Source organism: Dactylosporangium thailandense, from assembly GCF_059739745.1.
Map to the genome: position 1 here is coordinate 2,026,146 of NZ_AP029195.1, position 20,819 is coordinate 2,046,964.

Sequence of the window (20,819 nt, forward strand, 5' to 3'; positions counted from 1 at the left end):
GCACTGTCCAAACTCCATCGAAGTCGGTAAGTTCGGGCGACATGAGGTCCCGCATCGTCGCGATCACGCTCGGACTTGCCGTCGTCCTCGGTGCCGGCGGCTTCGGATGGCCGCCGGCACCGTCGTGGCGGCTGCTCGACACCGGCTCCACCGCGCGCCTGCGCGGCCTCGCCGCCGTGAGCGACCGGGTCGCCTGGGCCTCCGGCACCGGGGGCACCGTCCTGCGCACCGTCGACGGCGGGCGCAGCTGGCGCTCCGTCGGGCCGCCGGACACCGCCGGCCTGCAGTTCCGCGACATCGAGGCCTTCGACGCCGAGCACGCCGTCGTCCTGTCGATCGGCAATGGCGAGGATTCGCGGGTGTACCTCACCGACAACGGCGGCCGCACCTGGACCGAGACCTTCCGCAACACCGACGAGGCCGCGTTCTACGACTGCTTCGCCTTCTTCGACCGCCGCCACGGCCTCGCCCTCGGCGACCCGGTCGACGGCCGCTTCCAGCTCCTGGCCACCGAGGACGGCGGCCGGCACTGGGCGCCGCAGCGCGCCGAGCTGCCCGCGGCCCTCGACGGCGAGTTCGCCTTCGCCGCCAGCGGCACCTGCCTGGTGACCGCCGCCCGCCCCGGCCCGGACGCCTGGTTCGCCACCGGCGGCGGCTCCGCGTCCCGGGTCCTGCGCACGAGCGACCGCGGCCGCCACTGGACGGCCGCGACCACCCCGGTCCCGTCGGGCGCCTCGGCCGGCATCTACTCCCTCGCCTTCCGCGACCGGGCGCACGGCCTCGCGGTCGGCGGGGACTTCGCCGTGCCGGCCTCGGCCCCGGACGGCGCCGTCACGAGCCGCGACGGCGGGCGCACGTGGACGGTCGCGCGCACGGTCCCCGGCGAGTACCGCTCCGGCGTGGCCTGGCGCTCGCCCCGCGACGACACCGCGTACGCGGTCGGCCCGACCGGCAGTGACTGGACCCGCGACGGCGGCCGCACCTGGACCCGCTTCGACACCGGCAGCTTCGACGCCGTGGCCTGCGCGGACGGCGCCTGCTGGGCGTCGGGCGAGCTGGGTCGCATCGCCCGCCTGCGCTGACCGGGCTCGCCCCCTGAGCCTCGTGACGGCGTTCACGCGCCTGCTCGGCGTGCGGCATCCGATCGCGCTCGCCCCGATGGGCGGCTCGGCCGGGAGCTGCCCCTGCTCGCGGACCCCGGCGGCCCGTGGGGAGCCGGCTCCGCGATCACCGGGGCGCTGCTGGCCGGCCGGGGCGAGGACACCTCGCGGAGCCGCATCCTGGACGTGGCGCGCGGCTCCGCCTGGCCGCGGCGGTACACGGCGCGCACGCTCGGCCACCCGTACCTGGACCGCTTCCGCGACCTGCCGCCGGAGGCCGCCGCGACCGAGGCGGTGCGCGAGCAGTACGCGGCCGACGTGGCGCGGGGCGCGATCCCGCCGCTGCCGGTCTGGGCCGGCGAGGCGGTGGACCGCATCGGCTCCGTGGCGTCGGCGACGGACCTGGTGCGGGACATGGCCGGGCAGGCCGAGCGGGTGCTCACCCGGGCGGGCCGCCCGGGCTGCGCCGGGGCCGGCGGCACGGGCGCGGACGGCCGATCGCCCCCGTCTTGTCGATCGGCCGTCCGCGGTCCCAGAGGCCGGTGGGTGCTCCGGCCCGATACGCATGACACGCCCTGGCGCGCGGCGAGGTTACAAAGCGGATCGTGCCGCATTCACGACAGTGACGGCGGCGCCGCGAGCCAGGCGAGCATCGCCGCCCAGTGGGCCGGGGCCGGGGTGTGGCCGGCGTCGGCGGCGATGCGCACCTCGGCGCCGGGGATGCGCGCGGCGACCAGCGGCGCGTCCGGCACCGCGCGGCCCCGGTCGCCGGCGCCGGCCCAGATCAGGGTGCGGACGGCTGCGTCGCGCAGGCGGAAGCGCCACGGGTGGATGTCGGTGGCCAGCCAGTCCGCGGCCACGCCGGCCGCGTGCGGGGCGAACGCGGCGGCGGCCCGCGTGACGTGCCGGCGGCCGAGACCGGGGACGTGGCGCAGCCGCCAGGCCTGCCGCCGCTCCCGGCCGTGGACGGTGTGCAGCTCCCGGTCCGGCCCGGTCAGGCTCGCCGCGACCACCCCCGTGAGGCGGCGCGGGTGGCGGGCCGCGCACGCCAGGGCGAAGGGCGCCCCGCCGGAGAAGCCGAGCACGCCCCAGCGCTCGATGCCCAGGGACCGCCGCAGGTGCTCGACGTCGTCGGCGACGCCGAGCAGCGCCGGGCGCGCGGCCGGGTCCGAGGCGCCGTAGCCGGGGCGGTCGACGCAGAGCAGGCGGATGCCGGTCGCGGGCGGGCGGTCGGCCGGCGCGCCCGGGGTGCCGTGCAGGAACAGCACCGGCGGGGCGGCCGGGTCGCCGTGCTCGGTCCAGCTCAGCCGCCGGCCGTCGGGAAGACGCGTCTGCATGGGTCTCACCTTCGCCGTGTGTACGCTTCCGGGACCATGGAACCGTTTCCCCTCCCGCGATGCGAGCCCGGCGGCCAGGACCTGCGCGAGGTGGCCGCGGCCGCCGACGCGTGGGCGGCGTCGCCCGCGATGGGTGAGCTGGTGGCCGAGTTCGGCGGCGCGGCCGGGCAGTCGCTCGCGGAGCTGGCCGGGTTCTGCGCGGTCTGGGACTACCGCGGCGGCGTGAAGGAGCGCTTCGACACCGAGCGGATCGACTTCGAGCCGGAGCGGGACCGGCGCGTCCGCGACCTCCTGCACGCGCTCGGGATGGGCGGGCGGCCCGCCCCCGCGCACCGCGCATACGATCACGTGCTCGTCCTCGGGGGTGGAATCCGGGTGACCCTCGGGCGGACCGACTACACGGCCCGCCTGCTCGGCGCCGGGCTCACGACGCGGACGCTCACCGGGCTCGCCAGCCTGCGGTGGCGCGACGACCGCGAGTTCCGCGAGGGGGCGCGGCTCGGGCTCGGGCCCGTCGACACCGAGGCCGACATGATGGCCGAGGCGTTCAAGCGGTTCCTCGGCATCGGCGAGCCCGCGGCGGCGCACGAGCATCACCGGTCGTGGGACGGCGGCATCCACGTGCTCGCGGCGCCCTCGACGCGGCCGGGGCTGCGGGCCAACACCGCCGACACGCTCACCGGGTGGGCGGAGATCGTCGAGCGGCCCCGCCCCGGCGACCGGGTCCTGCTCGTCACGAACGCGCCCTACGTGCGCCACCAGCACTGTGACGCGATCCGGCTGCTCGGCACGCGGTACGGCTGCGGCATCGAGACCATCGGCTTCGACGACGCCGCGATGACTGAGTGGGGGCGGCCGCTGAGCACTACCGAGCTGCTGCAGGAGGTGCGCTCGTCCATCCTGTCCATGAGCAACCTGCGGCGGCACGCTCAGGACAGCGCGGCGACCACGTCCCGGTAGGCGTCGGTGCCGACCGAGAACGCGCCGTAGTACGGGAAGTTCATCTCCACCACCAGGTAGAGGTTGGTCGCGATGACCGCCGAGGCCAGCGCGAGCAGCGTGCGGCGCACCGCGGTGTCGTCGAGGCCGAACAGCGGGCACAGCGCCAGGATCGCCACCGTCGCGGTGAGCACGCCGATCCACATCACCGGGGACATCTGGCGATCGTCGGCCTCGGACTTCGCCGCCTGCCGCATGGCCTCGGCGTGGCCGATCGTACGCAGGGCGTCGGTGACGAACGCCTTCTGCGCCTCCGTCGCCGGCTGCAGCGCGGCGATGACGCCGGTGAGGTGGTCGAGGTCGGCGATGCGGCGCGGGTCCGGGTCGGAGTTCAGGTGCGCGGGCCAGCCGGCGATGATGTCGCGCTCGTACCGCACGATCTCCGCCCGGACCGAGCGCTGCACGTCGGCGCCGAAGACCGCGCTGCCCGGCACGAGCGGGGTCAGCGCGACGGCCTCCTCGCGGGCGGTGTCCTGCGCGTCCTTGTAGCCCTCCCACAGCGACACCACGCACAGCCCGATGACGATCGCGTAGGCGACGCCGACGGTGGCGACGATGACGCCGGTGACCTCGTTGTGGCGCTTGAGCCGGCGGTGCGGCAGGTGCCGGTGCACGAAGGTGTCGAAGGCGAGCGTGAGGCCGGGCAGCCCGGCGATGAGCAGGACGCCGACGAGCCACGCCGGGACGTCCCGCACGAGCCACAGTTCCACGCGATCACACGGTAATGGGCCCCGGGTGCGGCCGACCCAGAACGCGCGATCCGGTCACCCGCGGTGATCATCTTGCTACGGTCGGCGCCATGAGCTCGCAGGCGCTGGACACCGCCCTGACCCTCGAACCCGGACGAGCGCATCCGTTCGGGGCCCGATGCGACGCCGAGGGCGTGAACTTCGCACTCTTCTCGGAGCATGCCACCGGGGTCGAACTGCTGCTGTTCGACTCGTACGACGCCGAGCGGCCCGCGCACACGCTCCGGCTCGACCCGCTGACCAACCGGAGCTTCGCGACCTGGCACGGCTACGTGCGCGGGCTGCGGGCGCCGGCCTTCTACGCCTTCCGCGTGACCGGCCCCGAGGGCGGCGGCAACCGCTTCGACCCGCACAAGGCGCTCATCGATCCCTACGCCAGGGGCGTCTCCCGCGCCCGCTGGGACCGCGACGCGGCCTGCCGCCCGGGCGACAACACCGCGCGCTCGCTGCGCTCGGTGGTCATCGACGTGGACGCGTACGACTGGCGCGGCGACCGCCCCCTGAACCGCCCGCTCGCCGACCAGGTGATCTACGAGCTGCACGTCGGGGGCTTCACGCGCTCGCCGAGCGCCGCGGTGGCGCACCCGGGCACGTTCGCCGGCGTGGTGGAGAAGATCCCGCACCTGCGCCGGCTCGGGGTCACCGCGGTCGAGCTGATGCCGGTCGCGGACTTCGATGACACGGGCCGCAACTTCTGGGGGTACAGCACCGCGGCGTTCTTCGCCCCGCACGCGCGGTACTGCCGCAACCCCGAAGGCGGCGAGCACCTCGACGAGTTCCGGGACATGGTGCGGGCCCTGCACGCGGCCGGCATCGAGGTGATCCTCGACGTGGTGTTCAACCACACCGACGAGGGCAACCTCCTCGGCCCGCTGTTCGCCTTCGCCGGCCTGGACAACGCGAACTACTACTACCTCGACCCGGCCGACCCGCGGTACTACGCCGACTACTCCGGCTGCGGCAACACCCTCATGGCCAACCACCCCATCGTCACCAAGCTCATCCAGGACTGCCTCGAGTTCTGGGTGCGCGACATACACGTGGACGGGTTCCGCTTCGACGAGGCCGCGGTGCTCACCCGCGGGGCCGGCGGCGCCGTGCTCGACGAGCCGCCGGCGGTCTGGCAGATCGAGCTGTCCGAGACCCTCGCCGACACGAAGATCATCGCGGAGGCGTGGGACGCGGCCGGCGCCTACGAGGTCGGGCGCTATCCGGGCTACCGCTGGGCGGAGTGGAACGGCCGCTTCCGCGACACCATGCGCCGGTTCGTGCGCGGCGACCCCGGGCTCGTGGGCGAGGTCGCCGACCGGCTCGGGGGCAGCGCCTCGCTGTACCAGGCCCGCGGGCACGCCCCGTCCAACTCCGTCAACTTCGTCACCTGCCACGACGGCTTCACCCTCGCGGACCTGGTCTCCTACGACCACAAGCACAACGAGGCCAACGGCGAGGGCAACCGCGACGGCAACGACGACAACATGAGCTGGAACTGCGGCGCGGAGGGTCCGACCGGCGACCCCGGCGTGCTGGCGCTGCGTGAACAGCAGATGAAGAACCTGGCGACCCTGCTCATGCTGTCCCGCGGGGTGCCGATGATGCTCGCGGGCGACGAGTTCGCCCGCACCCAGCAGGGCAACAACAACGCGTACTGCCAGGACAACCCGATCGGCTGGGTCAACTGGCACCTGGCCGGGAGCAACGCCGGACTGCTGCGCTTCTGGCGCGGCCTCATCGCCTTCCGGGACCGCCACGCGACCCTGCGCGCCCCCGAGTTCTACACGCCGGACGAGGCGGCCTGGCACGGCACCGACCTCGGCGCCCCGAACTGGTCCGACCCGCAGGCCCGGGCGCTGGCGTGCACCGTCCGCGGCCGCGCGGGAGGACCCGACCTGCACGTCATGATGAACATGTACTGGGAGCCGCTGGACTTCCAGATCCCCGTCGACGGCCGCCGCTGGGTGCGGGCCATCGACACCGCCCTGCCCGCGGGTGACGACCTGCGCGACGAGGGCGCCGAACCGGCCGTCGCCGGTCCGCACTACACCCTGCGCGGCCGCAGCATCGCCGTGCTCCTGTCCCACGCGTAAGAGGAGCCACCCCGTGCCCAACGCCATCGACTTCACGTTCTCCGATCTCATCGCGGGCTACGTCATCAGCTACGACGACACCAGCCGCACCATCGAGCTGAACACCTCCGACGGGCGCCCGTACCGGATCACGCTCACCGACACCACGACGGCCGAGATGGTGCGCAACCTCGGTGACGGCTACCTCGACGCGACGGCCCAGCTCGGGAAGATGCTGCAACACGGGCGCCTGGTGCACATCTACGGGATCTTCTACCCGCAGCAGGAGCACACGGCGTTCGAGGCCAAGCACGTGCTCATGTTCGGCAAGGAGCCCGACGAGTTCCGGTTCGAGGCGCCCGGCTGGTGGGTCGACCAGATCGCGCGGATCGCCGACTTCTACCTCGACGAGGAGTTCGGCCCGGGCGCGACCGCGTTCGACTACCGCGCCTACCGCACCGACCTGTCGATGGAGGGAGCGAAGACCGGGGTCGCGCGCCAGGAGACCGACACCGTCTCGCGGCTCGTCTACGGGCTGGCCACCGCGCACCTCATGACTGGGCGGGAGCGGTACCTGCGGGCGGCGGTCGCGGGTGCCAACTACATGATCGACAACCTGTGCAGCATCGACCGGAGCCAGCAGATCGCGTACTGGTACCACGCGCTCGTCATCAACCCCGACGGCACCGAGCGCAAGGTCTTCGCCTCCGAGTCCGGCGACGACTTCGACGCGATCCCGTGCTACGAGCAGATCTACGCCCTCGCCGGCATCACGCAGGTGTACCGCATCACCGGCGACCCGCGCCTGCGCGAGATCATCGACCTGACCGTGAACCTGTTCCAGCACTACTTCAAGGACCCCGAGCGGGGCGGGTACTACTCGCACATCGACCCGGTCACGTTCGACCCGCACAGCCCGTCCCTCGACGACGGCACCCGCACCAACGCCGACCGCAAGAACTGGAACTCGATCGGCGACCACATCCCGGCGTACCTCATCAACCTCTACCTGGCCACGGGGGAGCGCCGCTACGCCGACGAGCTCGCCGAGCTGTGCGACATCATCACCGCGCACTTCCAGGACTACGACAGCAGCCCGTTCGTGCAGGAGAAGTTCCACGGCGACTGGAGCCACGACCGCGAGTACGGCCAGCAGCTCGACCGGGCCATCGTCGGGCACAACCTGAAGATCGCGTGGAACCTGACCCGGGTGAACAACCTGCGCCCGAACGCCGACTGGGTCGCCTTCGCCCGGCGCATCGCCGACCTCATGCCCGCCGTCGGCATGGACCGCCAGCGCGGCGGCTGGTACGACATGGTCGAGCGGCACACCGCGCCCGGGGAAAGCGTCCACCGGCTCGTCTGGCACGACCGCAAGGCCTGGTGGCAGCAGGAGCAGGGGATCCTCGCCTACCAGATCCTCGACGCGGTCTTCGCGCACCCGTTCTACAGCAAGTACGCCCGGGAGAGCGCCGCCTTCTACAACGGCTGGATGCTCGACACCACGGCCGGCGGCGTGTACTTCAACGTGCTCGCCAACGGCAACCCGTTCATGCTCGGCGGGGAGCGCAGCAAGGGCTCGCACTCGATGGCGATGTACCACAGCGCCGAGCTGTGCTACCTCTCCGCCGTCTACCAGAACCTGGAGACCCAGGGCCAGCCGCTGGAGCTGTACTTCGCGCCGCGGCCGGGCGCGTTCGGCGGGACCCTGCGCGTCGCGCCCGACCTGCTGCCGCCCAGGGCGGTGCGCATCGCGCAGGTGTGGGTCGACGGCCACGAGCACGCGGACTTCGACGCCGACGCGATGACGGTGAACCTGCCGCACAGCACCGAGCCGCAGACGGTGCGCGTGCGCCTGACCGGCCCGACGGTCGCGTTCAGCGCCGACACGCTGCGCATCGGCGACGGTACCGCGAAGATCAGTCTCGCCGGGTCCCTCACCCCGCCGCGGATGGAGGTGCTGCGCTCGGCCCTGGACGGCGCGCTCGACCACGGCTGCCGGCGGCTCGAGCTCGACGCGGCCGGGCTGGTGTACCTCGACCCGGAGGCGACCCGCTACCTCGCGATGCTCAAGCAGCAGCGCGAGGTCGAGCTGCGCGTCACCGGCGCGGCCGGGCAGGTCGAGCGGGAGCTGCGCGACAGCCGGCTCGACCAGGAGCTCGTGCGGTGAGGCTCGCCGGCCACCGCATCGCGGTCCTCATCGAGAGCGACTTCTACGAGCACGAGATCTGGTACTACTCCTACCGCTTCCCGGAGGAGGGCGCGGAGGTGCATTTCCTCAGCCGCCTGTGGGGCCAGCCGCGGCTGACGTTCACCGGGCACGAGTACAAGGCGCCGTTCGTGTGCGAACGGTCCTTCGAGGACCTCGACGACGCGGCGCTGCGCGGCTACTCGGCGGTCATCGTGCCCAGCGCGTTCGTCGCCGACCGGCTGCGCTACAGCGAGGACCTGCACGACCTGCCGCCGGCGACACGCTTGCTGCAGCGGGCCTTCGCCGAGCCCACGATCGTCAAGGGCGTCATCTGCCACGGCCTGTGGCTGCTCTCGCGGACCCCCGAGCTCGTCCGCGGCCGCGAGGTGACGTGCCATCCCAACCTGTACGGCGACGTGCTCAACATGGGCGCGCGCTACGTCGACCGGGACGTCGTCGTCGACGGCGACCTCGTCACCGGGCGCACCGGCGCACAGGCCGGCCTCTTCGCCCGGGCCGTCATCGACCGGGTCGCGGCCGCGGTCCCGGCGCCGGTGTGAGGGGGAGGATCATGACCAAGCAAGCGGCGGAGCGGCTCATCGAACCGTTCTACGACCTGTTCCGCAGCAAGCGGCGGGACTGGGACGCCGGGTTCGCCGTCCTGGCCGACGACTGGCGCTCGTACTACACCAACGGGCGCTACCGCACCAAGGCCGAGACGCGGCCGTACATCGAGGGCCTCTTCGACCTGGTGCCCGACATCAACGTGGAGATCCTCCACCTCAGCGTCGACGGCGTCCACATCGCCGTGCGCAGCGAGCTGTCGGGCACCCCGGCCGGCGACTTCATGGTCCCGCACACCGGGCGCTCGTTCAGCATCATGACCATCGACGTGCACGAGATCGGCGACGACGGGCGGCTGTCGGTCCTGCACCACCTCGAGGACTGGGGCACCGCGATCCGCCAGTTGCAGGGTTCGGACTCGTCGCAGGAGGAACAGTGAGAATTCTCGTCATCGCCTCGAACTACGGCGTGTGGGCCGAGGAGCTGCAGGGTCCCTGGGACGCGCTCAAGGAGGCCGGGCACGACCTCACGCTGGCCACCTATCTCGGCAAGACCCCGCTGCCCGGCGTCATCAGCATGGACCCGCAGTTCGTCGACCCGATGCAGAAGGTGAAGATGAACCCGCCGGAGCTGCTGGCGCGGGTCAACCAGATCCTCGACACCGGCGAGTGGGCGGACCCGATCCGCACCCGCGACGCCGACATGGACGACTACGACGCGCTCGTCATCGTCGGCGGGGCCGGGTCCGCGCTGGACGTCGCCGGCAACGGGCTCGTGCACCGGCTCGTGCTCGACGCGTACAAGTCCGGCAAGACGATCGGCGCGCTCTGCTACGCCGTCGCCGCGCTCGCCTTCACCCGGGACCCGGACGACGGCATGCGCTCCGTGATCCACGGCCGGCACGTCACCGCGCACCCGCACGCCTGGGACTTCGTCGAGGATCTGGAGTACGACGTGGTCCGCGCGACCCCGGACAACCCGCGGCTGCAGCTCAAGACGAGCGGGTTCGTGTTCCCGCTGCAGTACATGGTGCAGGACGCGGTCGGCCCGGACGGGACGGTCGCCTCGGACCCGAGGACCTCCCGCGAGCACCCCAGCGTCGTGCACGACCATCCCTTCGTCACCGGGCTCTCGGTCGAGTCGGCGCAGGCGTTCGGCGCCAAGCTCGTCGAGGTCCTGGCCAGGAATCCGGTGAGCGCCCATGCCTGAGCTGCCCGATCCGTACACGTCCTCGTTCGTGCGGGGGGACCTCACGGTCCACACCTTCACCGCGCCCGACGAGTTCCTCGCCGACTCCACGCACGTGCTGGAGACCGCCGACGCGCTCGTGGTCGTCGACGGGCAGTTCGTCGCGCCCTACGCGATCGCCTTCCGGCGCTTCGTGGAGGCGCTGAACAAGCCGATCCGCAAGGTGTACCTCAGCCACGCCCACGTCGACCACTGGTTCGGCCTCAGCACCGCCTTCCCCGACGTGCCCGTCTGGGCCGCCGAGGCGACGATCGAGGAGCTGCGCCGCACCGGGGAGGCGCAGCGGGCCGCGCGGCAGGCGCAGTACGGCCCGTTGGTCCCCGACGCCGTCGTGATGCCGCGGCACGTGGCCGAGCCCGGCTTCGACACCGTCGACGGGGTCGACTACCGGATCGACGTCGTGCGCGACGCCGAGTGCTCCGCCCAGCTGGTGCTGACCCTGCCCGGGCACGGCGTCACGATCGCGCAGGACCTCGTCTACAGCGGCACGCACGTGTACGTCACCCGCGACGCCGCCAACACCGTCGCGCTGCTGCGGGTCATGGCCACCTCCGGCTCCGACGTGTTCCTCGCCGGGCACGGCCCCGTCGCCGACGCCGCCGAGGTGCTGCACAACGCCGACTACCTCGCCTTCGCCGAGCAGCGCCTGGCCCACGACGACCCGGCCGCCTTCCGCGAGGCGCTGCTGGCCGCCTACCCGCAGCGGCGCTGCCCGCAGCTGCTGGACATCTTCATCCCGCGCCTGTTCGAGTCGTCCACCGTGGAGGTCAACCCGTGAGCAAGAACGTGTTGTGCGTCGTGTCCGAGCACGGGTTCTGGGCGCAGGAGCTGCTGCTGCCCATCGACCGGCTCGAGGCGGCCGGGATCAGCGTGCACTTCGCCACCCCGACCGGCGCGCAGCCGCTGCCGGACGGCGGGAGCCTCGACAGCTCCTATGTGGACCCGCCGCTCGGCCGGCCGGTCACCTCGCCCGAGATGGGGGAGCGGGCCCGGACCACGGACTGGGAGACGTACTTCAAGGACCGCCAGAGCCTCGCCGGGCTGCTGCCCGTCCGGCCGTACCTGAGCTCGGGCAGCTACATCGCGGCGATGGAGGAGTACTACGACCGGCGGCAGGCGGCCTGGGACGCGATCGTGCCCCGCTACGACGCCCTGCTCCTCGTCGGCGGCAGCGGCCCCATCGTCGACATGGTGAACAACCCGCGCGTGCACGACCTCGTGCTCGGCTTCCACGCGGCCGGCAAGCTCATCGCCGCCGAGTGCTACGCGGTGACCTGCCTGGCCATGGCCCGCGAGCTCGACGACCGGCGCCCGATCATCGAGGGGCGGCACGTCACCGGGCACACCATGGAGTACGACTACACCGCGGGCTGGGCCGTGAGCGCCAACGGGGCGCCGCTGGTGTTCGAGGCGCCGCCGTTCTCGCTGGAGTACATCCTGCGCGACGCGGTCGGGCCGCACGGGCGCTTCCACGGCAACGTCGGGCACCGGCTCTCCGTGATCCTCGACCACCCGTTCCTGACCAGCCGCTCGGTGGGCGAGAGCGACCTGTGCGGCTCGGTGATGGTGCGGGCGCTGACGGAGGACCTGCGGGTGTACGGCTTCGCCGATGCTCTCGTCTGATCACTCCCTCAGCGCTTTGAAGGCGCTGGAGCTGCTCGGCGCCCGCACGCCGCACCCGGACGACGTGCGGGCCGAGGTGCTCGCGCTCTGGCCGGCCGGGGGACCGGTGCTGGCCCTGGCCGGGGCGGTGCTGCGGCTGAACATGGTCGGCGGGGCCGGGGACCTGCTGGGCCCGGCCCTCACGGCGATGGCCTCGCGGGCGGCGACCCGCGAGGAGCACTTCATGACGATCGCGGTCGCCGACGAGTGCTCCTGGCCGGACCGATCCACAGTGGACGGCTCCATCGCGTTCTTCCGGGCCATGGAGCGCGAGGACGGCACCTTCGGCCCGGACCCGCTCGACAACGCCATCGCCGCGAGCGCCCTGCTGCGCGTCGGGTGCTCGCTGCGTGATCCGTCCACTGTGGGCAAGCTGCTGCTGGACGCGCTCGATGGCGATCTCTGGCTGCGGTACTGCGCGATGCGGGCCCTGTCCCTGCTGCGCATGACCCCGATGCCGGTCGCCGTGCCCGTCGACGACGGCATGTCCGCCGACGAGCTCTACCAGCGGCTCAGCATCACCGAGTGGCTGACCGGGCCCGTCTTCGCCGCGGCCCGGGCCGGCGACCTCGACGCCCTCGCCCGCCACCTGCGCGGCGGCGGCGACCCGGACCTGCGCGACCCGCGGGGCTGGACGCTGCTGTGCGCGGCGGCGGTGCGCGGGCAGGCCGCCGCGGTCCGGATGCTGCTGGACGCCGGCGCCGACCCCGGCCTGCGGGTCGCCGACGCCGACGCGCTGCCGGTCTTCTGGGCCGCCCAGCACGGCGACCTCGCCACCGTGCGGGCGCTGCTGGAGCGCCACCCCGAGCACGTCCACGCGACCAGCGCGGTCAACGGCCACACCGTGCTGCTGCAGGCGGTCTTCTTCGGCAGCGCCCGGCACCGCGACCTCGTCGCCTGGCTGCTCGAGACCTTCGACCCCGCGGCGCTGCTCGTGGCCTGCAACGTCCGCGGCTACACGGCCCGCACCATGGCCGAGCTGTGGCACAACGAGCCCATCCTGTCCCTGCTGCCCGACCTGCCGCTCGCCGAGGAGCAGGCCGCCTACCGCGCCCGGCTCCTCGCCTCGATCGCCGGCGAGCCGGACCCGCCCGTCGACGCGCTCGTCGCCGCCCTCGCCGACCCGCGCGACGAGGCCCGCATCGCCGCCTGCCTCGCGGCGCCCGGCCTCGGCCTGAACCGCCAGGGCGGCCCGCTCGGCCAGACCCCGATCATCGCCGCGGTCACCGGCACCGACCCCGACGAGGAGACCGCCGCCGCCCGGCTGCGCGTGGTACGCGACCTGCTGGCCCGCGGCGCGGACCCCGATCGGCCGGAGCGGCACCCGATGGCCGTCGACGCCGTCATCCGGGCCGCCGTGCTCAACCACTTCGCCTGCCTGCGGGCGATCGCCGAGCACATGCCGCCGCTCGCCTTCGCCGCCGCCCTCAACGAGCGCCCGGCGATCAACGGCCAGACGGCCCTGGACGACACCGTGCACCGCGCGCTCACCGCCCCGCCGTCCACCGTGGACAGCCACCTCGAGCAGATCCGCTGGGCCGTCGCGCACGGGGCCCGCGCCGACATCCCCGACCACACCGGCGTCACCCCGCTCGGCCGGGCCACGGCGGCGCTCGCCGACCCGGTGCTCAGGCCGCACGCGGCCGCCGTCCTCGCCGCCCTCAGCGCGCCCGCCGATCCGTCTCGGGGTGCTCACTCAGGGTAATCGGGTCGGCGGGGCGGTGCCCGGGTCGGATAGCATCGATGTGTGCCGAGACACGGGGAGGTCGGCATGACATCACGCATCGATCCAGCGCATCCGATTCCAAAACCGCCTGGACCGCGGCCGCCTCAGTGGCGGCCGCCGCCGGGCTTCGTCCCGCCGGTCTTCGGCGCGGCGCGCTACTGCGCGTTGTCGCGGCCGGGCCCGGGCTGGTGAACAAGGCCCGGGCCTACGCCCGCGCCCGGCTCACCGCCGGCGAGTTCGCCCGCGCCGAGCGCAGACCCGAGCCGGTCGACACGTCGCCGCGGGGCGGCGTATAGGTTGGCGGAGGTCGTACGGGACCGAACGATGCCCTCCGCGCGCGGCGCGGCCCGAACCGGGCACATCCGGGACGGGTGCCGCGCGCCGCGCCGGGCATGGGGCACGAGCCGTGCGGGGTTCCGTGTCGGCGCGGGAGCACGAGGGCTTCGGAGGGCACATGTCGTACCGCTGGGAGATCTGGACCGACGGGCCGTCGCGGTTATCGACGGCGGCCGAGGGGGCCGGCCGCCTGCTCGAGACCATGCGCGCCCTGGCCGCCGTGTTCCCGGGGGAGGCCGACACCGTGCGGATGACCGCCGGCGGCGGCCAGCTGCCCGTGGCGGACGACGCGACCGCCGGGGGGCTGCGGGAAGCCCTCGCCGCGACCGGCAACACCGGCGTCGAGGCGCTCGGGCTCGGCCGCGGGCGGCTCTGGATCACGTGGCGCGACCCCGATCCGGGGCGGGCCGGGGCGCGGGCGGAGCTGCGGATCGGCACCAAGCCGCTGCTGAACCCGGCCCTGGAGGAGCGGCTGCCCGGCATCGCCGCGCTCGTCGCCGAGGCCGGACGGATCTGGGCGGCCGACTACGCCTGGATCGACCTCGTGCACGTGCGGCAGGACTGGAACCACTGGCGCCGCGGGCTGCCGGTGTTCTCCCTGGCGACCTGGCTGCGGGACACGGCCGCTCGGGTGGACACCGCCGGGCTCGACGTGGACACCACCGACGTCGGCGGCGGGCGGCTCGTCACGCTGCGGGTGCCGCCGGCCGCGGTCGGCAACGACGAGGACGGGGCGGTGAGCGGCGGGCGGGCCCTGGTCCGCGCCCTGGCCGCGCGGACGGTGCTGGCCGACGGGCGCCCGCTGGTCGAGGCCAACCCCGCCCTCGCCGACTGAGCACCGGCACGCGCCACCGTCTGTCCTTCGGCTGTCACCCGTCCGGCTTTCGGCCGTCGGCACTCGTTCGCCGCAGCCGTCGCTGTCCGCCGTCCGTCGCTGTTGCCGTCGCTGTTGCCGCCCGCCGCCGCGCCCGGCCATCGCACTCGTTCGCCGCCCGCCGCCCGCCGCCCGCCGCCGCCCGCCGCCGTCGTCTGCACCCGCCGTCCGCAGCTGCCGCCGTCCGCCGCCGCCCGCCGCCCGCTGCCGTCGTCCGCAGCTGCCGTCGTCCGCAGCTGCCGTCGTCCGCAGCTGCCGTCGTCCGCAGCTGCCGTCGTCCGCAGCTGCCGTCGTCCGCAGCTGCCGTCGTCCGCAGCTGCCGTCGTCCGCAGCTGCCGTCGTCCGCAGCTGTCCGTCCGACGCGCCCGGCCATCGCGACTCGTTCGCCGCCGCCCGCCCGCCGTCCGCCGTCCGCCGTCCGCCGTCCGCCGGGCTCGGGAGTGCCGACGCCGCTTCGGAAGCTGGCACGGACCCGCGTTCGCGCGCCGTCCGGTGCGGTGCCGCGCGGCGGCGTGTGCTCCACGGCGCCGGCCCCGGTCGTGCCGCACCCGCGCGGCGCGATCAGCCCCCGCCGTGGTCGCGGATCGTATCGGCGCCCTGCCGTGCGAGTGATTTCCGGCGCACCCTATCCTGAGACCATGGTCGATATGTGGGTCAGCCTTGTCTGAGGTGTCGGCCGCGTGCATCTCGTGTGTGGACACGATCGTCGCCATCGTGCGCAAGGTCACCCCGCCCGAGGCCGTCCGCTCGGTGCTGCTGGCCGAGGTGGACGACCACTACACCGGCGCGCGCATGGAGTTTCACTCGGCGACCGGGCCGCTGGACAGCAGCGGCTGGGTGGCGTTCGCCGATCCGTGGACCGACGAGCTGAGCGACACGCTGCTCGCGCTGCGCGCCGCGATGGTCGCCCGGGGCAGCCCGTCCCGGTTCGGCCTGACCTTCACGGTCGAGGGGGACGGGGGGTTCGACGTCAGCGTGACGTACGAGATGCCTCCGGATCTTCCGTGGATCCACTGATTGGTGCGGCGAAGAACGCGGCGAGCGGCGCCACGATCGAGTCCGGCGCCCGGTTGATGCCGTCGTGCCCGCTGCGCGCGACGGGCAGCACGCGCGCGTGCGGCAGGGCGTCGGCGAGGGCCGCGTTGAGCGGGGCGTAGTACGGCGGCCCGGCGGCCCCGTAGGCCAGCAGCACCTCGGCCCGCACCGCGGCCCAGCGCGTGGCCGGCCCGTCGGCGAGGCGGATCTGGTTCGACTCGTCGAGCGTCGTGGCCAGCAGCCCGCCCATCATCCGCCCGATCGACGTGCGCAGGAACAGCCGGCAGATCGCGATCCGCATCCCCAGCGGCAGCCGGGACGTCCCCGAGTGCGTGTTGATCCCGGCGCCGGTGAGCGCCATGGCCCGCGCGGTCTGCCCGGCCCGGGCCGCGGCCGTCGCCGCGTCGAGCCACGCGGCCGGGAACATGCCGTCGATGTTGACGGCGGCGTCGTAGAGCGCGAGCCGCCGGATGGGCAGCCGCAGCGCGGCCTCGAGCGCGATGAACCCGCCGGCGCTGTGCCCGATGACGTTGCCCGCCCCCGTGTGCGCGAGCACCGCCCCGAGGTCGTCGATGTCCTGCTCGAAGGTGTAGGGCTCCCGGCGTGGCCCGGCGTCCTCCCGTCCGCGCCGGTTGTAGCGGTGCACGGTGAACCGGTCGGCGAGCCTGTTCGCCAGCCGCTGGTAGATCCCGATCGTGACCCCGCCGCCGTGCACCACGACGATGCCGGGCCCGCTGCCAACACTGTGCACCACGATGTCCGCCCCGTCGGGCGCGACGATCCGCTGCTGCATGCCTCCCCCTCGCGTACGGCAACTGCGAACGATGTTAGCAGTTTAGCCGGCTGCGAGACCAGGGCCGCCGGGCCGGTGCCCGGCCCGGCGGGCGTGACGGGTCAGCGGATGACGCGGCAGACCAGGGCGTCCGACGCGCCGCGGGACGCGCTCATCACCACGTCCGGCGTCAGGTACTTGCACGCCAGGTACGGGTCGCCGCTGCCCACGTACTGCAGCGGGCTCGAGCCGGTGTAGCAGCGCAGCCCGCTGCTCTCGTAGAAGCCGATCCATGCCGTGGAGTAGCGCGAGTGGCAGTAGTCGCCGATGGACAAGGGGCCGAAGGGGATGTCGACGGTGGCGGCCTGGGCGGGTGCGGCGAAGGCGACGGTGGCGGCGCCGGCGAGGACGGTGCCGGCGGCGAGGGTCAGGAGACGGCGCATCTTCATGGCCGGAATTCTCGGCAGAACAAGCGGCGCCCATCAATGGCTGCCGAGCCGTCATATGCAAAAGAGGAGCACATATCGCTCCTCCATTCTTAGCGTATACCGCAGGTGGGGGCTTGCGGCAAGGCCCCGGTCGGGGCGCAGAATCGGCGGTCTCGTGCCAATAAGGGGGAATTCGCGCATGACCGAAGTGTTCGCGCTGTCCGAGCCGGCCAAGGACGATCCGGCGCTCATCGCCGCCGACGAGAAGCACTTCGCGGCCATCGCCGCGCGGCTCGGGCAGGTGACCGCGGAGCTCGAGGCGCGGCTCGACGCCGAGCGCCGGGCGCCCGGCGGGATCGGGCAGGCCGCGATGGACCGGGACCAGGAGGTGTACCGCCTGACCGCCCGCCTGCGCACCCTGCGCCGCTACAGCCTGGACCTGTGCCTGGGCCGGATGGTCGCCGAGGACGGCGGCGAGCCGGTCTACGTCGGCCGGCTCGGGCTCACCGGCGCCGACGGCGGGCGGCTCCTGCTCGACTGGCGCTCGCCGGCCGCGGAGCCGTTCTTCGGCGCGACCCACGCCAACCCGATGGGCCTGGCGAGCCGGCGCCGGTACCGCTGGACCCGCGGCCGCATCACCGACTACTGGGACGAGGTGTTCACCGCCGCCGGGCTCGAGGGCCACGCCGCGCTGGACGACCAGTCCGCGTTCATCGCGAGCCTCGGCGGCGACCGCTCGGCCCGGATGCGCGACGTGCTCGGCACCATCCAGGCCGACCAGGACGCCATCATCCGGGCCGGCTCCGGCGGGGCCCTCGTCGTGGACGGCGGGCCGGGCACGGGCAAGACCGTCGTCGCGCTGCACCGCACCGCCTACCTGCTCTACGCCGACCCGCGGCTCGGGCACCGCCGCGGCGGCGTGCTCTTCGTCGGGCCGCATCAGCCGTACCTCGCGTACGTCTCCGACGTGCTGCCGAGCCTCGGCGAGGAGGGGGTGCAGACGTGCACGGTGCGCGACCTGGTGGCCGAGGGCGAGGCGGCCGCGGCCGAGCCGGACCCGCGGGTGGCCCGGCTCAAGTCCTCGGCGCGGATGGTCCACGCGATCGAGGAGGCGGTGCGCTTCTACGAGCGGCCGCCCACCAGGCCGACGCTCGTGGCGACCGAGGACGCCGACCTGCGCGTCACCGCCGAGGACTGGGCCGAGGCGTTCCTGGCGGCGGAGCCGGGCATCCCGCACAACGAGGCCCGCGACCTGGTCTGGGCCGAGCTCGTCGAGATCCTGGCCGACCGGCACGAGGCCGACCCGCGGGAGCTGCGCCGCAACCGGGACCTGGGCTCGGCGTTCGGCCGCGCGTGGCCCCTGCTCGAGGCGGCGGACCTGGTCGGGGATCTTTATTCGGTACCGGCCTATCTGCGCAAGTGCGCGCCGTGGCTGAGCGACGAGGAGGTACGGCTGCTGCAGCGATCGGAACCGTCGGCGTGGACGGTCTCGGACCTGCCGCTGCTCGACGCCGCCCGGCAGCGCCTCGGCGACCCGGACGCGGTGCGGCGCCGGCACCGGCAGTCCGCGGAGGCGGCCGTCGAGCGGGAGCGGATGCGCGGGGTCGTGGACGACATCGTGGCCGTCGCCGACGACGAGTACGGTGCCGGGCTGGTCTCGATGCTGCGCGTCGAGGACTTCCACGATGCCCTCGTCGACGAGGCGGCGCTCACGCGGGTGGACCCGGACTCGCTGGCCGGCCCGTTCGCGCACATCGTGGTCGACGAGGCCCAGGAGCTCACCGACGCCGAGTGGCAGATGCTGCTGCTGCGCTGCCCGTCGCGCAGCTTCACCATCGTGGGGGACCGGGCCCAGGCGCGGCACGGGTTCACCGAGTCGTGGCGGGAGCGGCTCGAGCGGGCCGGGTTCGACCGGATCGAGCTCGCGTCGCTGACCGTCAACTACCGCACGCCGGCCGAGATCATGGCCGAGGCGGAGCCGGTGATCCGGGCCGCGCTGCCCGACGCGAACGTGCCGGTGTCGATCCGCCAGGGCGGCGTGCCGGTCGCGTACGGTACCGCGGCCGAACTGCCGTCCATCGTGGACGCATGGCTCGCCGGGCACGCCGGGGGCGAGGGCGTCGCGTGCGTCATCGGCGCCCCGGGGTTCCCGGGCACGGACCGGGTGCGCTCGCTCACCCCGGAGCTGTCCAAGGGGCTCGAGTTCGACCTGGTCGTGCTCGTCGACCCGCAGGCGTTCGGCGAGGGCGTCGAGGGGGCGGTCGACCGGTACGTCGCGATGACCCGTGCCACCCAGCGGCTGGTCATCCTGACGAGCTGAGCGGCTCCGCCCCGAGCGCCAGCACCAGGCCGTCGTCGTGGTGCTTGACGTCCCCGGGCCAGTCCAGGTCCGCGGACGCGACGAGCTCGGCGCAGGCCCGGTCGGACCAGTGCAGCACCCCGCGGATCGGCAGGCAGCCGGTGAGCCGTCCGGTCCGCGGGTCCTCGGCCATCGGCCAGCCCCGGGTGCGCAGGTGCGCCGCGAGCGTCGCGGCGACCTCGTCCGGGGACTGACCGGTCTCGCTCCAGAACTCGATCAGCTCGGTGCACACGCCGGTGCCCGTCCGGCAGTCGAAGGCGACCCGCCGGTCCTGCAGGGCCGCGGGGAACGGCACCAGGTCGTTGCGGTCGATGTCCACGTCACCGGAGCCGGGGCGCTGCCCGCCGGGGCCGCCCGCGACGATCCCGGCCAGGCACAGCAGCACGACGGCGCCGCCCGCGCCCGCGAGCAGGACCGTCCTGCGCCGCTCGGGTCCGGCCGCGACCACCCGGGCGGCGAACGCGGCGATCCAGGCGACGAGGGCCAGCGCGAGGTACGGCAGCAGCCAGTCGGTCTGCGGCGGGCGCAGCGAGTCCGGCCGCTCGGTGGAGAACAGGACGAGTCCGGCGAACGCCACCAGCAGTGCCCCGGTCACGGCCGCCCCCGGGCGCCACGCCGGGGCGATGAGCGCGGCGATGATCGGCGGCACCAGGAGGAACAATGCGGTGGTGAACCACTCGCCGACGGGCCCGGCGGTGAACCAGGCGGTCCACAGCGCGGTGGCGAGCGAGACGGCGGCGGCGCCCCAGCGCCAGTGACGAGCGAGCACGGCGCATTGGATCACCCGGCCCGGGTTCGGCGCCAGAAGAAATTCGGGCCGGGCGTGCAACCCGGTGGAGGGCCGCGACCGTGAGTAGCGCATGACGGATCGGGACACGGCATTCGCCGAGTACTTCGCCGCGCGGTCGGACGCGATGCGCGGCACGGCGTTTCTGCTGTGCGGCGACTGGCACCGGGCCGAGGACCTCACCCAGACGGCGTTCACGAAGCTGTACCTCGCCTGGAACCGGGTCTCGCGGCACGAGGTGCTCGACGGGTACCTGCGGCGCACGCTCGTGCGCACGTACCTCGACGAGCGGCGGCTCGGCTGGTGGCGGCGCGTGCGCACCAGCGACACGCCGCCGGAGCCGCCGACCGTGGACACCGGGCCCGAGGAGCGGGTCGCGGTGCTGGCCGCCCTGAGCGCGGTACCGGCCCGGCAGCGCGCCGTGCTGATCCTGCGCTACTGGGAGGACCTCTCCGTCGAGGAGACCGCCGAGCTGCTCGGCTGCTCGGCGGGCACGGTCAAGAGCCAGGCGGCACGGGGACTGCAGACCCTGCGCGCCCGGCTGAGCCCGACGTTCACCACCGACTGACCACCGCTGCGACGAAAGAGC

Annotated in this window: 19 protein-coding genes; 14 read left to right on the forward strand and 5 right to left on the reverse strand. The window is 73.8% G+C overall.

Features of this window, described 5'->3' with window-relative positions; translation table 11 throughout:
* Positions 1–41 precede the first annotated feature (41 nt).
* A complete protein-coding gene (locus AC6JBM_RS08860; protein ID WP_497983105.1) occupies positions 42–1,082 on the forward strand; it encodes a WD40/YVTN/BNR-like repeat-containing protein in 1,041 nt (346 codons plus the stop codon).
* Positions 1,083–1,714: 632 nt separating this feature from the next.
* Here the strand turns inward: AC6JBM_RS08860 and AC6JBM_RS08865 are convergent.
* Positions 1,715–2,437, reverse strand: a complete 723-nt coding sequence (locus AC6JBM_RS08865) for an alpha/beta fold hydrolase (protein ID WP_497983106.1) — start codon at positions 2,435–2,437, stop codon at positions 1,715–1,717.
* Positions 2,438–2,473: 36 nt separating this feature from the next.
* On the opposite strand from AC6JBM_RS08865, the gene AC6JBM_RS08870 reads away from it, so the two are divergent.
* Positions 2,474–3,397 (forward strand): hypothetical protein, encoded by a 924-nt coding sequence (locus AC6JBM_RS08870; protein ID WP_497983107.1) that lies wholly within the window; start codon positions 2,474–2,476, stop codon positions 3,395–3,397.
* On the opposite strand, the gene AC6JBM_RS08875 is transcribed toward AC6JBM_RS08870, so the two are convergent.
* Complete coding sequence (locus AC6JBM_RS08875; protein ID WP_497983108.1) at positions 3,367–4,146, reverse strand: bestrophin-like domain; 780 nt, start codon at positions 4,144–4,146, stop codon at positions 3,367–3,369. The two genes, AC6JBM_RS08870 and AC6JBM_RS08875, sit on opposite strands and share 31 nt — an antisense overlap.
* Positions 4,147–4,235: 89 nt before the next feature.
* Here AC6JBM_RS08875 and glgX point away from each other — a divergent pair, with 89 nt between their 5' ends.
* The 10 genes from glgX (at position 4,236) to AC6JBM_RS08925 (ending at position 15,866) form a co-directional block, all read left to right on the forward strand.
* On the forward strand, positions 4,236–6,269 hold the full coding sequence (gene glgX, locus AC6JBM_RS08880) for a glycogen debranching protein GlgX (RefSeq protein ID WP_497983109.1): 2,034 nt from the start codon (positions 4,236–4,238) through the stop codon (positions 6,267–6,269).
* 13 nt (positions 6,270–6,282) lie between these two features.
* A complete protein-coding gene (locus AC6JBM_RS08885) occupies positions 6,283–8,418 on the forward strand; it encodes an AGE family epimerase/isomerase (RefSeq protein ID WP_497983110.1) in 2,136 nt (711 codons plus the stop codon).
* Positions 8,415–8,999, forward strand: a complete 585-nt coding sequence (locus AC6JBM_RS08890) for a DJ-1/PfpI family protein (RefSeq protein ID WP_497983111.1) — start codon at positions 8,415–8,417, stop codon at positions 8,997–8,999. Before AC6JBM_RS08885 ends, AC6JBM_RS08890 begins: the two co-directional genes overlap by 4 nt.
* Before the next feature lie 11 nt (positions 9,000–9,010).
* Positions 9,011–9,442: an ester cyclase gene (locus AC6JBM_RS08895; RefSeq protein WP_497983112.1), complete on the forward strand. Its 432-nt coding sequence runs from the start codon at positions 9,011–9,013 to the stop codon at positions 9,440–9,442.
* On the forward strand, positions 9,439–10,212 hold the full coding sequence (locus tag AC6JBM_RS08900; protein WP_497983113.1) for a DJ-1/PfpI family protein: 774 nt from the start codon (positions 9,439–9,441) through the stop codon (positions 10,210–10,212). Before AC6JBM_RS08895 ends, AC6JBM_RS08900 begins: the two co-directional genes overlap by 4 nt.
* Positions 10,205–11,029: an MBL fold metallo-hydrolase gene (locus AC6JBM_RS08905; protein ID WP_497983114.1), complete on the forward strand. Its 825-nt coding sequence runs from the start codon at positions 10,205–10,207 to the stop codon at positions 11,027–11,029. Before AC6JBM_RS08900 ends, AC6JBM_RS08905 begins: the two co-directional genes overlap by 8 nt.
* Positions 11,026–11,874, forward strand: coding sequence for a type 1 glutamine amidotransferase domain-containing protein (locus AC6JBM_RS08910; RefSeq protein WP_497983115.1), 849 nt, complete (start codon positions 11,026–11,028; stop codon positions 11,872–11,874). Before AC6JBM_RS08905 ends, AC6JBM_RS08910 begins: the two co-directional genes overlap by 4 nt.
* Positions 11,861–13,618, forward strand: coding sequence for an ankyrin repeat domain-containing protein (locus tag AC6JBM_RS08915; protein ID WP_497983116.1), 1,758 nt, complete (start codon positions 11,861–11,863; stop codon positions 13,616–13,618). Before AC6JBM_RS08910 ends, AC6JBM_RS08915 begins: the two co-directional genes overlap by 14 nt.
* Positions 13,619–14,045: 427 nt before the next feature.
* On the forward strand, positions 14,046–14,810 hold the full coding sequence (locus tag AC6JBM_RS08920; RefSeq protein ID WP_497983117.1) for a hypothetical protein: 765 nt from the start codon (positions 14,046–14,048) through the stop codon (positions 14,808–14,810).
* Positions 14,811–15,542: 732 nt separating this feature from the next.
* Positions 15,543–15,866 (forward strand): hypothetical protein, encoded by a 324-nt coding sequence (locus AC6JBM_RS08925; RefSeq protein ID WP_497983118.1) that lies wholly within the window; start codon positions 15,543–15,545, stop codon positions 15,864–15,866.
* Here AC6JBM_RS08925 and AC6JBM_RS08930 read toward each other — a convergent pair.
* Together AC6JBM_RS08930 and AC6JBM_RS08935 are read right to left on the reverse strand one after the other, a co-directional pair.
* Complete coding sequence (locus AC6JBM_RS08930) at positions 15,820–16,677, reverse strand: alpha/beta fold hydrolase (RefSeq protein ID WP_497983119.1); 858 nt, start codon at positions 16,675–16,677, stop codon at positions 15,820–15,822. The genes AC6JBM_RS08925 and AC6JBM_RS08930 overlap by 47 nt on opposite strands.
* A 101-nt stretch (positions 16,678–16,778) precedes the next feature.
* The gene (locus tag AC6JBM_RS08935) at positions 16,779–17,105 is read right to left on the reverse strand and encodes a hypothetical protein (protein ID WP_350622465.1); all 327 of its coding nucleotides are present in this window, start codon (positions 17,103–17,105) and stop codon (positions 16,779–16,781) included.
* A gap of 178 nt (positions 17,106–17,283) precedes the next feature.
* Here AC6JBM_RS08935 and helR point away from each other — a divergent pair, with 178 nt between their 5' ends.
* Positions 17,284–19,404 (forward strand): RNA polymerase recycling motor ATPase HelR, encoded by a 2,121-nt coding sequence (gene helR / locus AC6JBM_RS08940; RefSeq protein WP_497983120.1) that lies wholly within the window; start codon positions 17,284–17,286, stop codon positions 19,402–19,404.
* On the opposite strand, the gene AC6JBM_RS08945 is transcribed toward helR, so the two are convergent.
* The gene (locus AC6JBM_RS08945; protein ID WP_497983121.1) at positions 19,388–20,212 is read right to left on the reverse strand and encodes a hypothetical protein; all 825 of its coding nucleotides are present in this window, start codon (positions 20,210–20,212) and stop codon (positions 19,388–19,390) included. The two genes, helR and AC6JBM_RS08945, sit on opposite strands and share 17 nt — an antisense overlap.
* Positions 20,213–20,303: 91 nt before the next feature.
* Between AC6JBM_RS08945 and AC6JBM_RS08950 the strand changes: the two genes are divergently transcribed.
* Positions 20,304–20,798 carry a SigE family RNA polymerase sigma factor gene (locus AC6JBM_RS08950; protein ID WP_350622459.1) on the forward strand — a complete coding sequence of 165 codons (495 nt, stop codon included), beginning with the start codon at positions 20,304–20,306 and terminating at the stop codon, positions 20,796–20,798.
* The last annotated feature ends 21 nt before the right edge of the window (positions 20,799–20,819 follow it).

Coding starts and splice junctions, on each gene's coding strand:
- glgX (WP_497983109.1), top strand. CDS start 4,236: ATGAGCTCGCAGGCGCTGGACACCGCCCTGACCCTCGAACCCGGACGA.
- AC6JBM_RS08935 (WP_350622465.1), bottom strand. CDS start 17,105: ATGAAGATGCGCCGTCTCCTGACCCTCGCCGCCGGCACCGTCCTCGCC.
- AC6JBM_RS08950 (WP_350622459.1), top strand. CDS start 20,304: ATGACGGATCGGGACACGGCATTCGCCGAGTACTTCGCCGCGCGGTCG.
- AC6JBM_RS08865 (WP_497983106.1), bottom strand. CDS start 2,437: ATGCAGACGCGTCTTCCCGACGGCCGGCGGCTGAGCTGGACCGAGCAC.
- AC6JBM_RS08860 (WP_497983105.1), top strand. CDS start 42: ATGAGGTCCCGCATCGTCGCGATCACGCTCGGACTTGCCGTCGTCCTC.
- AC6JBM_RS08870 (WP_497983107.1), top strand. CDS start 2,474: ATGGAACCGTTTCCCCTCCCGCGATGCGAGCCCGGCGGCCAGGACCTG.
- helR (WP_497983120.1), top strand. CDS start 17,284: ATGACCGAAGTGTTCGCGCTGTCCGAGCCGGCCAAGGACGATCCGGCG.
- AC6JBM_RS08915 (WP_497983116.1), top strand. CDS start 11,861: ATGCTCTCGTCTGATCACTCCCTCAGCGCTTTGAAGGCGCTGGAGCTG.
- AC6JBM_RS08930 (WP_497983119.1), bottom strand. CDS start 16,677: ATGCAGCAGCGGATCGTCGCGCCCGACGGGGCGGACATCGTGGTGCAC.
- AC6JBM_RS08905 (WP_497983114.1), top strand. CDS start 10,205: ATGCCTGAGCTGCCCGATCCGTACACGTCCTCGTTCGTGCGGGGGGAC.
- AC6JBM_RS08895 (WP_497983112.1), top strand. CDS start 9,011: ATGACCAAGCAAGCGGCGGAGCGGCTCATCGAACCGTTCTACGACCTG.